Raw genomic sequence first — 13,047 nt, 5'->3', positions numbered from 1 at the left:
TGGACCGCAGCGCATCTCGGCCATGGACGTGGGTGAGCCCGGGCCCCGTTGGGCCATTGGACGGACAGCGTCCCTCCAATGGCCGAGTGGTGCGAGCCGCACCCCTTGCGTCCCCTGCCGTCACGCGGATGGTTGTCGCGCGCGGACGGCCTGCGGGGCGGGCCCGGATTCCTGCGGGGAGGCACAGACGTGACGGCCGACCAAGTGCTGGTGGGCGTGGGACTCATCGTGGTGCTGGCGGTCGGCTCCCAACTGCTGGCGAGCCGGTTGCGTGTGCCCGCACTGCTGATCCTGCTGCCGGTCGGCTTCATCACCGGGGCACTGACGGACAACGTCAATCCCGAGAAACTGCTGGGCGTCGCCTTCTCTCCACTGGTCTCCCTGGCGGTGGCGGTGATCCTCTACGACGCCGGACTCGGCCTGGACATCAAGCGGCTCCAGGGCCATACGCGGCGCATCGTGGTCCGGCTGATCTGGCTCGGGGCGCTCCTCACCTGGGTGTCGGCCGCCCTGTTCGCCGTGCCGGTGCTGAACATGTCCAAAGGCGCGGCCGTGATGCTGGGCGCGATCCTCGTCGTGTCCGGGCCGACGGTCGTCGGGCCGCTGCTCAACTTCGTACGGCCGACCGAGCGACTGCAACGCATCCTCATCTGGGAGGGCTCCCTGATCGACCCGGTCGGCGGCATCCTGGCGGCGCTCGTCTTCCATGGCGTCGTCGCGGGTGAGCACCAGGGCATCGGAAGCCGGGTGGCAGAGTTCTCGGCCGGCACCGCGGTGGGTGCGGTGGGCGGCGTGGTCGGGGCGTGTGTGCTGTGGCTGCTGCTCCGTCATGTGCGGCTGAGCGAGGAACTGACCACCTCGGTGCAGCTCGCCGCCGTGATCGGCATCGCGGCTGCCTGTGACGCGCTCCGCGACGACACGGGACTCATCTCCGCGGTCGTCATGGGGATGGCCATGGCCAACCTGCCGGACCTGGACATTCCAGCGCGCCGGCCGTTCCTCGACACCCTGGTCTCGCTGATCATCGGTCTGCTGTTCATCTCCATCTCGGCCACGGTCACCCCGGCCTCCCTCCGACATGTGGTGCTGCCGGCACTCGCCCTGGTCGCCCTCCTGGTGTTGGTGATCAGACCGCTCGTGGCGCTCGTGGCGACCGCATGCACCGATGTCCGCGGCGGGGAACGGTGGTTCATCGGGTGGATGGCTCCGCGTGGCATCGTCGCCGCGGCGACCGCCTCCACGTTCTCGGCCGCTCTGGTGGCACAGGGCATCGACGGCGCCGAACGGATTCTGCCCGCCACTTTCCTGGTGATCGTCGCCACCGTCATGTTGTACGGCCTGACGGCGTTTCCCGTCGCCCGGCGGCTCGGGGTGCTGCGCCCCGCACGGTCCCGGCCGCTTCTGGTGGGCGGTGCCCCCTGGGCGGTCGACCTGGGGCGCGCGCTGAGTTCGGCGGGTCTGGACGTGCTGATGTGGGCGGGTGCCGGCCGCCAGCGGGCGCGGATCGAGGCGGCCGGGCTGCCCCTGGCACCGGGCGAGCTGCTGGCGGCGGCCACCGGTGCCGGGGCGGAGCTGGAGGGAATCACCGGCGTGCTGCTGCTCACCGAGGACGACGACTTCAACGCACTCGCCTCCATGACCCTGCGGGAGAGCGTCGAAGGTCCGGTCCACCGTCTCGGGCCGCCCGCCGACAGCCAGGGCGTGGTGGCGCCGTACACCGGGGGCGAGGCCCTCTTCGGTGCGGGGCTGACCGGTCCGGAGCTGGCCCGGCGGTACGAGGCCGGGGCCCGGGTGGTGGCCCACCGGGTCGACGGAGCCGTCCCGGCCGGGTACGACGTGCTGTTCGTCGTCCGCCCTGACGGGCGGCTCGCCCCGGTCACGAACACCCGCATCCCGGCTGCGCATCCGGGAGACATCGCCGTCCTGCTGAGTCCCCCGTCCAGGAAGCCGTCGGCCTGATGGCGGCCGTCTTCAGCCGGCCGGTCGAGCCGCAGCACAGCGGAGCGGAGGCTGACGGGTGTCGTCACCCGGGGATCCCGACCACGGGCCCCGCGAAGGCACCCCGGCGGGCGGCCGCTCACCCGCGACCGGCCGCCCGCCGTCGGCACCGAGGTCAGACGATGTCGAGCAGGTCCTCCAGCGGTGCGGGCACGCGGTCGGGCGGGAGCCCCTCGATCAGCACCCGGCCGTAGCGAATCTTGCGCCCCTTCTTGGTACCGAGAAACCGCCGCAACTGCTGCTGCGGGCTGCGTCCCCGCTGCGCGGGCTGGGACAAGAAGGTCTGCAGGGGACGCAGGTCGCCCTCCTGCCGGATGAGCTCCGTCACCCGTTCCACGCCCAGGGCGCGGATGAGTTCGTCCTCCAGGTCCGAATCGCACACGAAGAAGTCCGGCGGCAGCCCGGCCCGCGCCCAGCCGCGGGCGTAGTAGCCGCGTTCCCTCTCGTCGCACAGACCCGTCAGATACAGGTCCAGACCGTCCGGCCCGAGGCGGTCGATGAAGCGGGCCACGCTCATCGCGCCGCCCATCGCCAGGACGCAGACCCCCTCCGCCGCCAGGTCCCGGCCGTAGCCCGCCGCCAGCGCTTCGACCGCGGCGACGTCGCTCGGCCCTTCGAGCAGGACGGCCCCCCGGACGGGCAGCAGCGTGGCCAGCTCGTACGCCGGGTCACCGGAGCCACCCGCCGCCCACGCGATGACCGCGTCCCGGAAGGACCTCATGTCAGCCAAGGGACGCTTCCACCTGCGCGGGCAGTGACCGCCGGGTCGCTGCCGGGGACAACTGGGTGCCCGCCTCGCCGAAGGCTGCCAGGTCGGGGGCGTGACGTTCGACCAGCTCCGCCAGTCCGGCCACGGTGGCGCCCGCGAAGAACTCGGCCGCCGGCAGATCCACGTGCAGCACGGTCCGGATGCGGGCGAGGAGGTCCATGCCCAGCAGCGAGTTGCCGCCCATCTCGAAGAATTCGTCGTCAGTGCCGACCTCTTGGAGGGCGAGCGCGTCGGCCAGCAGGTCCGCCAGCAGTTCCTCGACGGGGGTGCGCGGGGCCACGTAGGGCGTATCCACGGTCCGCGGCAGGTGCGTGGGGGCCGGCAGGGCCCGCCGGTCCGTCTTGGAGCCCAGCGTCAGCGGGAACTCGTCCATGACGACGATGACGGACGGGTGCATGTACCGGGGCAGCTTGTGGTGCAGGGCCAGGCGCAGCCTGGGCACCAGCCCTTCGGCGGGGCCGTTCGGCACGACGTACGCCACCAGGACCTTCCGTCCGGGCATGACGTCGTCGCGGGCCAGCACGACGGCCTCCTTCAGATCCGGCAGGCCGGACAGGGCCGCCGCGACCTCACCGGGCTCGATCCGGTAGCCGTCGACCTTGACCTGGTCGTCGATCCGGCCGCGGAACTCCAGGGCGCCGTCGGCGTTGAGCCGGACCATGTCGCCGATGCTGTACATCCGCTCGCCGGGGGCGAACGGGTCGGGGACGAACCGCTCGGCGGTGAGCGCCGGGCGCCCCACGTAGCCGCGGGCCACACCACTGCCGCTGGTGTAAAGCAGACCCCACTCGCCCTCGGGGACGGGCTCCAGCTTCTCGTCCAGGACGTACAGGCGGGTGTCGGTGACCGCGCGTCCGATCGGGACGCTGTCGCCGATCAGATCGGTCAGCACGTGGCAGGAGGTGAAGCAGGTGTCCTCGGTGGGCCCGTAGCCGTTGACCACCAGCAGGTCCGGGTAGGCCCGGCGCAGCGCGTTCATGTGCAGGGGGGACAACGGCTCCCCGCCGCCGAGCATCTGGCGCAGCCCGGCCATGCTGTCGAGATGGTCGTCGACCAGGCGGTGGAACAGGCCGGTGGTCAGCCACAGCGTGGTGATCCGTTCCTTCTCCAGGAACGCGGCCAGTTCGTGCATCGCCACCGTGCCCGGCGGATAGACGACCAGCTTGGCCCCGTTGAGCAGCGATCCCCAGATCTCGAAGGCGGAGGGGTCGAAGCGCAGCGAGCAGAACTGCAGGAAGGTCTCGTCCGCGGTCAGCGAGGCGTAGTCGCCGTCCTGCACCAGGCGGACCACTCCGCGGTGCCGCACGCCGACGCCCTTGGGCATGCCGGTCGAGCCGGAGGTGTAGCAGATGTAGGCCAGGTTGTCGGGGCCGGTGCCGGGCTCGATCGGCCCCGCGACGGGGGCCGTCTCCCACTCGCGATCGAGGTTGACCACGGTGCCGTCGATCTCGGGCACCCGGTCGCTCAGCCGGTCGTGGGTCAGCAGGACTCGGGCCTGCGCCTGTTCCAGCATGTAACGGAACCGCTCGGGGGGTTCGTTCTGGTGCACGGGCAGGTAGACGCCGCCCGCCTTCAGGATGCCGACGAGCGCGATGATCATCTCGAACGAGCGCTCGGCGAACAGGCCGACCACGCTCTCCGTGCCGACCCCGAGCGCGCGCAGGTGCCGGGCCAGCAGATCGGCCCGCCGGTCGAGCTCCGCATAGCTCATGTCAACGCCGTCGAAGCGCAGGGCGGTCGCCTCGGGGCGAAGGCGCACCTGTTCGTCGAACAGATCGATGATGGTCGCGTTCCGCCAGTCGTCAATTGTCATGAGATGCCCGCCTTGTCGAACGCCGCTTCAAACTCCCGCTCCGGGGAGCCGGCGAGGTCGAAGACCTCGGTTTCCATCCTGCCCGCGCCAGTACGCCGCGCCGGAGTCATCGAACCCGCCAATTTCAGTACCGGACACAACCGGCTCGTGGTGGTCACGCGATCCCCTGCTTGCGCAGGCTGTCCAGAATCGTCGCGGCACGCAGCGACAGCAGGCTGAACGATCCCGCATCGCCGATGCCATGGCTCGACTCGCACAGCCCGTTGAGGAACAGCGGTGGCGTGCCGTCGGTGTGGGGCCGCAGCTGGTAGTCGGGTTCGACGACCAGATAGCCATCGTCATCGAACTGGAATCGGTCGATCACGCCGGCCAGCAGTGCCGGATACGCTTCCTGGTGGTGATTCGGTCCGAGGTCGCGGAATCCGGTCGCGAGAATCACCAGGTCCACGTGGTCCGTCGACACGTCCTTGGTGTGGACTTCCTCCACCTCCAGGCGCACGCCCGTGTCGTCCGGTTCCGCGGTCCGGACCTCGCTGTTGCCCCGGACGAATATCCGCTGATCGCCGTCCAGGCGCTGCTCGTACATCAGCGCGTACAGGTGGTGCAGGACGTCGGCGTCGGTCGACGAGTAATTGGTGGGGCGCATGTACGCGTCGAGTTCGTTCTTGCTCGCCCGATTCGCCCGGTAGTAGTAGTCCGTGAACGCGGGGAAGAAGCCCTCCTCGCTGAACGGACTGGTGTCCTTGAGCCGCAGCCCGAATTTCCGCACGTAATTGACGATTCTCGCCTGCGGAAAGCGGTGCGCGAGATCGAGGACGATCTCGACGGCGCTCTGGCTGCCGCCGATGACGGCGATCGAGCGCGGGGGCTTCTCGGTCAGCTCCCGCACGGTGTGCAGGTACCGGGTGAGGTGGCACACCCGGGGGGTGTCCAGCCCGGCGAACGGTCCGGGAACGAACGGCGTACGCCCGGTGCCCAGCACCAGCGAGCGGGCCCGGTGCTGCGAGCCGTCCGCGCAGGTCACCACATACTCCGGGGTGCCGTCGACCTCGGCCACGGCGATGTCCGTCGCCCGCGCCCCGAACGCGACCTGCGGCCGGAACTGCCGGGTGGCCCAGTCGATGTACTGCGCGTACTCCTTGCGCAGCGGGAATTCCAGGGGCAGGTTCAGGTGCTCGATGAGCCTGCCCTGTTCGAAGAGGTAGTTGAGGAAGCTGTAGCGGCTGCGCGGGTTGCGCAGGGTGACGAGGTCGCGGTTCGGGTGGTTCTGCATGTTGGAACCGTCCAGCAGCAGTCCCCCCTGCCACACCGGGTTGGATGCGGCCTCCAGGAAGAAGGCGCCTGCCTGCGGCAGGTCCTCCTGCAGTGCGATGGCGAGCGACAGGTTCGCGGGTCCGAACCCGACGCCGAACACATCGACGGGTTCGGAGGCCGGCGCAGTCGCCTGGGCGTTGGGTCGATCAGTCATGCAGCACCTCGGCATACGTCATCCCGCGTCAGCATTGTTCTCCCGTTCCGCGCGCCGGCCGGCGATCAGTGCCGGGTCCGCCCGCATCTCCTCGTACCAGTGCCGCCACTTCGCCACGTCGTCGGCAAGGCCCGCGGCGGCGATCGCCGCTTCCTCCCGCTCCCAGCAGACCTCGCCCCGGGGCTGGATCCCGCTGCTGCCCAGAACCTTGCGGTAGAACGGGTCGTCTCCCTTGCGGACGTCGCTCATCAGCTCACCCACCTCGGGCGAGACCAGTTGCAGGCCCGGACGAGGGGACCAGTTCTCCAGTCCCCCGACCGACGGCAGTCCGACCGCCGCCATCAGGGTGGCCGTGACACCGGCCGGATCGGCCCGCAGGTCGTCGGAGTCGACCAGCACGTACGGGATGTCCCGCGCCCGGCACAGCTCCACCTGCTCGCGCAGCGACTGCCAGCCGCTCTCGAAGGGGGGGAAGGTCTGCGCACCGTTGAGCTCCCGCACGATGCGCAGCCTGGAGGTGGTCGACAGCCGGGGGTCGCAGATCACGAAGATCGGCGGAGCCGTGGCGAGCCCGACGAGCTGCGCGAACTGGGCCTCGCTGAGCTGGAAGCTCATCTCCTTCATCAGCAGGCCGCTGCCCCGCGGCACGTCGGCCAGCGCGACCCGCTCGCCCGACGTGACCTCCATGGGGTTGAACAGAATGCTTTCGACCGATTCCGGGCCCTGATCACCCCAGTAGCAAGCCTCGAAAGGCTCGTGGCAGTGGTGCGTCAACGACGGGTGCTGCCACAACAATCGCGCCACGGCGGTCGACCCGGTACGTGGTGGTGATATCAGCGCCAACCGGGTTTTGTACACATGGGTCAACGCAGCTTCCAATTCCACTGTCTCCTCCTGCTGACTCAGCTCGGCAACGGCCGAAGCCATGGATTTCATCGGAGGTTTCACGGGATTCTCACCGCGCCTGCAGCGCCTGGTCGAGATCCTCGATGATGTCGGCCGGATGCTCGATTCCGATGCTCAGCCTGATCATGTCCGGCGGCACCGGGACCCGGGCGGGATCGGCGTCCGCGGCCTGCTTGTGCGTGGTGGCCCCGGGAATCGTCGCCGTGCTCTTGACCTGACCGAGGTTGTTCGCCCGCCAGATGAGCCTGAGGCGGTCCATCACCTCGTGCGCGGCCCGGACACCGCCCCTCGGGCGGAAGCAGACAAGGAAACCGAACCGGTTCTCCGCCTCGCCCCCGTCCAGCTCGCTGTCGACCAGCCACATGTCCCGCTCGGCGATTCGGTGAGACCGGTGGCTCTCCAGTCCCGGATAGAAGACCTCGACGACACCGGCGTGCTCCGCGAGGTACCGGGCCACCCCGTGCGCGGTGCGGGACATGGCGTCCACCCGGCCGCGCACTTCCCGGATGTCCGCAAGGATCGTCCACGCGTTGAACGGGCTGATGACCGCGCCCATGTCCCGCAGGGGACCACGGCGCAGATAGCCGGCGTAGTCGGCCGACAGCTGCGCAGGCTGCCCGCGCAACCCCAGGTCGTGTCGGGCGATCACCGCTCCGCCCATGCTCCGGCCGCTGGCGCCGGCCGCTTTGGTGAGCGAGTGCACCACCACGTCCGCGCCGAGGGCCAGCGGGCGCAGCAGCGCGGGCGTCGCGAGGGTCGCGTCGACGATGAGCGGGATCCGCGCCTGCCGGGCCAGCGCCGCCAGCGCCGGGATGTCCACGAGTTGCACCGTCGGGTTCGACGGGACCTCCGCGTAGAGGAACCGGGTCTCGCCGTCGATGAGGCGGGCCCAGTCCTCGACCGACAGCGGGTCACCGACCCAGCGCACGTCGACGTCCCGTTCCTCCCCGTACCGCTTGTTGAAGACCATCGTGGTGGACCCGTAACACTGCGGTGACGCCACGATGTTGGGCTTGGGCCCGGCAGCCGCGGACAGGAGCGGCATCGTGGCCAGGGTGATCGCGCCCATCCCGGTCGCGGTGAGGGTGGCGCTCACCTCGGCGTCGACCCGGTATCCCTCCAGCGCCGCCACGGTCTGCTCCAGGAGGCGGACCGTCGGGTTGCCCCGACGCGAGTACACCCAGCCGTCGCCGTCCTCCGCGGTGGCGGCGAGCATGGCGTCCATCGACGGGAAGCTCTGCGCGGTCGCCAGATGGGCGGGCTCGCTCAGTGAACCGAGGTGATGGGCCGACTCCGCATGGTCATAGGACCCGCTGATGGCCAGGGTCGTGAATCGGGCGTCCGTCACAGCAGCGACCTGCCTTCCGCCTCCGTCGGCCCGTTGCTCACGAGTGCTTCCTTTCTGTCCCGGTGATGCTGTGGACTGATGATCTGCGTGGCGGCGGACGGCGCAAGGGCGGGTTCTCCCTTCACCGTGGGCCGCTCCGTGCCGAGGTGTCTTCGGCCACGGCACAGGCCGCGCCTCCGGACCGGATGACTAGATCCGGGCCAGTTCGTCCTGGAGGTCGTCGAGACCGAGCGGGCCGAGCGACAATGCGGCTGTGTGCCAGGACTTCAGGTCCAGCCGCTCGCCGCGATCCGCGTGCGCCGCCCCGGCCGCGGCCCGGCCGTCCAGCCAGGCCCTCTCTCCCAACTTGTAGGAGATCGCCTGACCGGGCAGGCCGAGATAACGTCCTATCTCGCTGTCCACGAACTCGGCTGTCTGCCCGCTGTGGACGGCGAGGAACTCCTTCGCGAGCTCGGGAGTCCATGCCTGACCCGCGCCGACCGGGGCGTCTCGCGGGATGTCGAGGGCCAGGTGCACGCCGATGTCGATCAGGACCCGCACGGCGCGCAGCATCTGCCAGTCGAGGAAGCCGAGGCGATCGCCCGGGGTGCGCAGGTAGCCGAGCTCGTCCATCAGCCGCTCCGCGTACATCGCCCAGCCCTCGGTGCAGGCGTCGATGCCGCCGAGGCCGGCCTGGTACGTCGACAGCTGGTCGCTGAGGTGCCTCCACTGGGCGAGTTGCAGGTGGTGGCCCGGCACGCCCTCGTGGTACCAGACACTGCGCAGGCTCCACAGGGCGAACCGCGTGCGTCCCCGGGTCGGCAGCCACGTCCGGCCGGGGCGCGAGAAGTCCACGCTCGGCGGGGTGTAGTACGCCGCCGAGCCACTGCCCGCCGGCGCGATCGCGGATTCCACCACCCGCACCGGCGGTGCCAGCTCGAAGTACTTCCCGTCGAGCTCGTCGAGCGCTTCGTCCATCCAGCTCTGCAGCCGCAGCCGGACCTCTTCCACGCCGTCCACCGCCTCGCCGTGCCGGTCGAGGTGGTGCATCGCCTGGCGTGCCGTGGCTCCGGGCAGCACAGACTCCGCCTCGGCGCGCATCTCGGCCCGGATCCTGCGGTACTCCCCCCAGGCCCACGCGTAGGTCTCGTGCAGGTCGAGTCCGGCGCCCGTCCAGAACCGGGCCCAGGTGCGGTACCGGTCTGCGCCCACGCCGTCGGGCTGGGCCTCGGCCCTGGGGAGACAGTCGGCGCGCAACCAGTCCCGCAGCTCAGCCACCGCCGCGACGGCCAGGCCCGCCGACTTGTCCAGTTCGGACCGCAGCGGCGGCGGCACGTCGGCGTCCGCACAGAAGCCGGCGTACCAGCCCCGGCCGTCGCTGTCGCGGATCCACGCATCGAGCTGGTCGGCGACGACGCGGACCTGTCTCGGCGCCGCGACGAACTGGTCCTTCTCCAGCGCCCGGGTCAGGGATTCCCGGAAGCCGTCGAGCGTCCGCGAAACACGGCTCATCCGCCGCGCGGCCGCTGCCCAGTCGTCCGCGGTGCCCGTCGGCATCAACTGGAAGATGTCCTGGACGCGTTGCTGCAGGCCGTAGACGTTGACGACCTCACGCAGGTACTCGTCGTCGGTGCTGATGGCCAAGTCGGCCTGAAGACGCTCGCGCAGCAACCGCCCGCACCGTCGCTCCACGGCGGCCAGGGGGCCCACCGCGGCCTGCTCGGCCCTGTCCAGGTCGAGGAGGGTCGCGCGGGACAGGTCGTCCAGCCGGGCGCGGCCTTCCGGTGACAGGTCGGGCATCTCGTCCTGCCCCACCGGCACACCCAGGTAGGTAGCTATGCCCGGGTCCAGCCGGGCGAGCCCTGTGACGTAGGCATCAGCCACATCGCGCACCGCGCGGGAGTCGGCAGATATGTCGTCGCCCACCTGTCTCCACCTCCCCCTGTGTCAATCAGTCACTGGCTCTGTCCGGAGGCACGGCGTTACGCCATGGACCACGCAGCGGACTCTGGAACGCGGTGCACCGCACCGCCGAGGAACAGATCATGGCGCGACACGATTGACCGGTCAATCAAGGGCCGATTGAACGCCGACCTGGCAGAACGCAACGGTGCGGCCACCGGCCGGCCTCCCGGCTCCGGCGTATGCCGGCGCGCGGCCGAACTGGACAACTCGCCGCCGGCTTCGAGAGTTTGGCAACGCAGCGGCGGCGCCGGACGCCTTCGCGAACCGATGCGCGCGGACGGCAACCCGTGCGGGCGCCGTTCGAGGTGACGCTCCGTCATATGTGAGTTGTGGCGCCGGACGACGGCAGCCGAACCGCCAACCGCTGGTGCCGGCCCCGCGGCGGAACTCACGGCACGAACCGGTCGCCTTCCGCGCCCATGACCTTCTGTGTGGTCCCACGCTGGGGACCGCGGCCCCTGTGGCCGGCATGACCGGCCCCTGGCAGCGCCTCCCGCGGCCTGGACACCGGCACAGGCGTGATGCGTACTCACCGGGTGAGACAGCAGTGAGGCCGGGGGGTGAGCGCCCAGGGGCGCGACCGTTCGTGACCGGGTCGATACCGCTGGAGGCGGGCTCTGGAGGCGGCCTCGCCGCTCTCGCCGTACCCGACGGCAACCCGGGGCATCTCCCGGTGGAAACCCACGCTCACCCGCGCCCGGCCCGGGCCGGCGGCGACGCCCTGGACGCCGCCGTCGGCACCTCCGTCAGGCGCGCACCGCCGGCCCGCCGGCCGGTGTCACGGGGCCGGTCAGGCCGGCGGCACCTCGCAGGCACCGGCCGGCAATGGGAGGCGGAGCGGTCAGCGAGGCAGGAGCACGCCGGCGTCCTCGTCGCGGGCGATGGAGTGGACGCGGGTCGCGAGGGCCACGTCGTGGACGCCCATGCCGAACGGGTTGATCACCGTCCGGTCGGTGGGGGCGATCGGGCGCGAGTAGGCGCCGGACAGGAGCGTGGCAAGGTCCGCGTCCACCTGGCGGGCTCCCGGGGCCTCGGTGCCCGGGCCGGTGGCGCGGCCGGCCCGGGCCAGGCGGCCCAGGAGCCGGGTGTCGTCCTCGCTGACCAGATGCCAGTCGTCGACGAACAGGTGCTCGGCGCCCAGGAGCACGTCCTCGGCGGCGTCGTCCAGGGACACGTTGAGGAAGACGGAACCCTCCGGCAGCCAGGCCAGTGGTACGTAGGGGGTCGTGGTCGTCGTGGTGGCCAAAGTGACCGGGGCCGAGCGGACCGCTTCTTCGGGGTCGGCCGCGATCTCGACGTCGACCTCCGGCAGCGATTCGCGCAGGTCATCGGCGAAGGCCTCGCGCCGGGACGGCGACAGGTCGTAGGCGATCACCGACTTCACCGCGCCATGGGCCGCCAACAGATCCAGGTGCGTACGTGCCTGACGACCGCACCCCAGCAGGGCCACCCGGTCCACCGTGGGCAGAGGGCGGACCGCGCGCAGCGCCGCCACGGAGACCGCCGCGGTGCGCAGGGCGCTGATGTACGCGCCCTCCATGATGCAGACCGGTTCGGCTGTTTCCCTGTCGTACAACAGGATCAGACCGGCGGCACGGGGCAGGCCGCGATCCGGGTTGCCCAGGCTGGCGTTGATGATCTTGCATCCGTACGCGCCCTCGTGCCAGGCGGGCAGGACGAGGCTGCGGGCCGCAGCTCCGTCCGGGGCGGTCCAGCGCAACGCCGCCTCGGTCGCCACTCCGGACCGGTTCGCACGCACAGCGAGAAACGCCTCGGTGACCGCCTCGAGCGGATCGATCCGTGCACACAACGACGCGACGGTCACACCGTCGAGGTACTGCAGCGGCCTGGACAAGGCTTGCATTGCTACTTCCTTTCTCGTTACGGAACAAGACCGACCGGCACATGGGGGGGGTGGGAGAAGGGCAGCCCCCCATGTGCCGGTCGGTCCAAGGGAAACGCGACGACCTTGAAGTGCTCGGACGGCCTCCTCTACGGTCGCCCGCATGAATTCACCGCAGCCTCGTCCCAAGAAGCCGCCGCGCTGGCTCCTGCGCCGCCCGGCCCCCCACGCACCGGCCCGCATCTTCATGTTCCCCTATTCGGGTTGCGGCGCCTCGATGTACCAGGCGTGGCCGCACCGCATCGGTGCGATCGACGTCTGCCTGATCCAGCCGCCCGCCCGGCAGAACCGGATCGCCGAACCGCACTACGAGACCTACGACAACATGGCGCGGGATCTCGTCGAGTACCTGCGGCCGTACCTGGACAGGCCCTTCGCGTTCTTCGGGCACTGCGGTGGAGCACTCCCCGGCGTCGAGGTGACCCGGCAACTCGCCGCGGCCGGACTCCCGTTGCCCGAAAGAATCTTCGTCTCGGGGCAGGTGGCGCCGCACGACGGGCCGTACGGGCGGCTGCTCGAACTGGACCGGAACGGGCTGCGCACCGAACTCGGACACATCATCACCAGGCTCGGCGGCGAGCCGAGCGGACCTCTCATCGAGATGGGCCTTGAGGTCCTCGTCAACGACCTCGAGGCGAACAAGCGGTACTCCCCCGGCCGCATCACCATTCCCGCGGGCATCACCGCGATCGGCTGGTCCGAGGACGTCGAGATCCCCTCGAAGCTCATGGGCGGCTGGCAGGACACCTCGGCCGACTGCCGGTTCGTCGAGCTGAACGGCAACCACTTCGAGTTCCTCTCCGCGCCGGAGGCACTGCTCGATGAGATCCGCCGGGACTTCGGCGAAGCGGCCGAAGCCCCGGCGGAGCAGGAGCAAGCGGTCGGATGAGCCGGGCAG

10 protein-coding genes are annotated in these 13,047 nt (G+C 70.5%); 2 read left to right on the top strand and 8 right to left on the bottom strand.

Translation table 11 applies throughout. The annotated features are described in order from the left end of the window. The first annotated feature begins 189 nt into the window (after positions 1 to 189). A complete protein-coding gene (locus NRF20_RS38210; protein ID WP_398630865.1) occupies positions 190 to 1,959 on the top strand; it encodes a cation:proton antiporter in 1,770 nt (589 codons plus the stop codon). Positions 1,960 to 2,113: 154 nt separating this feature from the next. Here the strand turns inward: NRF20_RS38210 and NRF20_RS38205 are convergent, their stop codons facing one another. The 8 genes from NRF20_RS38205 to NRF20_RS38170 all read right to left on the bottom strand — a co-directional run bounded on the left by NRF20_RS38205 (position 2,114) and on the right by NRF20_RS38170 (position 12,110). Further along, a complete protein-coding gene (locus NRF20_RS38205; protein ID WP_398630864.1) occupies positions 2,114 to 2,728 on the bottom strand; it encodes a TOPRIM nucleotidyl transferase/hydrolase domain-containing protein in 615 nt (204 codons plus the stop codon). Next, the gene (locus tag NRF20_RS38200; RefSeq protein ID WP_413754055.1) at positions 2,721 to 4,580 is read right to left on the bottom strand and encodes an amino acid adenylation domain-containing protein; all 1,860 of its coding nucleotides are present in this window, start codon (positions 4,578 to 4,580) and stop codon (positions 2,721 to 2,723) included. The genes NRF20_RS38205 and NRF20_RS38200 overlap by 8 nt, the downstream gene beginning before the upstream one ends. Continuing rightward, positions 4,577 to 4,738, bottom strand: a complete 162-nt coding sequence (locus NRF20_RS38195) for a hypothetical protein (protein WP_398630862.1) — start codon at positions 4,736 to 4,738, stop codon at positions 4,577 to 4,579. The genes NRF20_RS38200 and NRF20_RS38195 overlap by 4 nt, the downstream gene beginning before the upstream one ends. Continuing rightward, positions 4,735 to 6,048 carry a lysine N(6)-hydroxylase/L-ornithine N(5)-oxygenase family protein gene (locus tag NRF20_RS38190; RefSeq protein ID WP_398630861.1) on the bottom strand — a complete coding sequence of 438 codons (1,314 nt, stop codon included), beginning with the start codon at positions 6,046 to 6,048 and terminating at the stop codon, positions 4,735 to 4,737. Before NRF20_RS38190 ends, NRF20_RS38195 begins: the two co-directional genes overlap by 4 nt. An 18-nt stretch (positions 6,049 to 6,066) precedes the next feature. After that, the gene (locus NRF20_RS38185) at positions 6,067 to 6,735 is read right to left on the bottom strand and encodes a hypothetical protein (RefSeq protein WP_413754054.1); all 669 of its coding nucleotides are present in this window, start codon (positions 6,733 to 6,735) and stop codon (positions 6,067 to 6,069) included. Between the two features lie 268 nt (positions 6,736 to 7,003). Beyond that, positions 7,004 to 8,302 carry a trans-sulfuration enzyme family protein gene (locus NRF20_RS38180; RefSeq protein WP_398630859.1) on the bottom strand — a complete coding sequence of 433 codons (1,299 nt, stop codon included), beginning with the start codon at positions 8,300 to 8,302 and terminating at the stop codon, positions 7,004 to 7,006. Positions 8,303 to 8,491: 189 nt separating this feature from the next. Continuing rightward, a complete protein-coding gene (locus NRF20_RS38175) occupies positions 8,492 to 10,207 on the bottom strand; it encodes a DUF885 domain-containing protein (protein WP_398630858.1) in 1,716 nt (571 codons plus the stop codon). Positions 10,208 to 11,087: 880 nt separating this feature from the next. Then, on the bottom strand, positions 11,088 to 12,110 hold the full coding sequence (locus NRF20_RS38170; protein WP_413754053.1) for an ornithine cyclodeaminase: 1,023 nt from the start codon (positions 12,108 to 12,110) through the stop codon (positions 11,088 to 11,090). Between the two features lie 142 nt (positions 12,111 to 12,252). Here NRF20_RS38170 and NRF20_RS38165 point away from each other — a divergent pair, with 142 nt between their 5' ends. After that, entirely contained in the window at positions 12,253 to 13,038 is a 786-nt protein-coding gene (locus NRF20_RS38165; RefSeq protein ID WP_413754052.1) for a thioesterase II family protein, read from the top strand. Positions 13,039 to 13,047: the final 9 nt, after the last annotated feature.

The organism is Streptomyces sp. R-74717, assembly GCF_047305335.1.
GTDB lineage: Bacteria > Actinomycetota > Actinomycetes > Streptomycetales > Streptomycetaceae > Streptomyces > Streptomyces atratus.
Note: the sequence above shows the minus strand (reverse complement) of the source record. Positions and strands in the feature narration are given on the sequence as shown.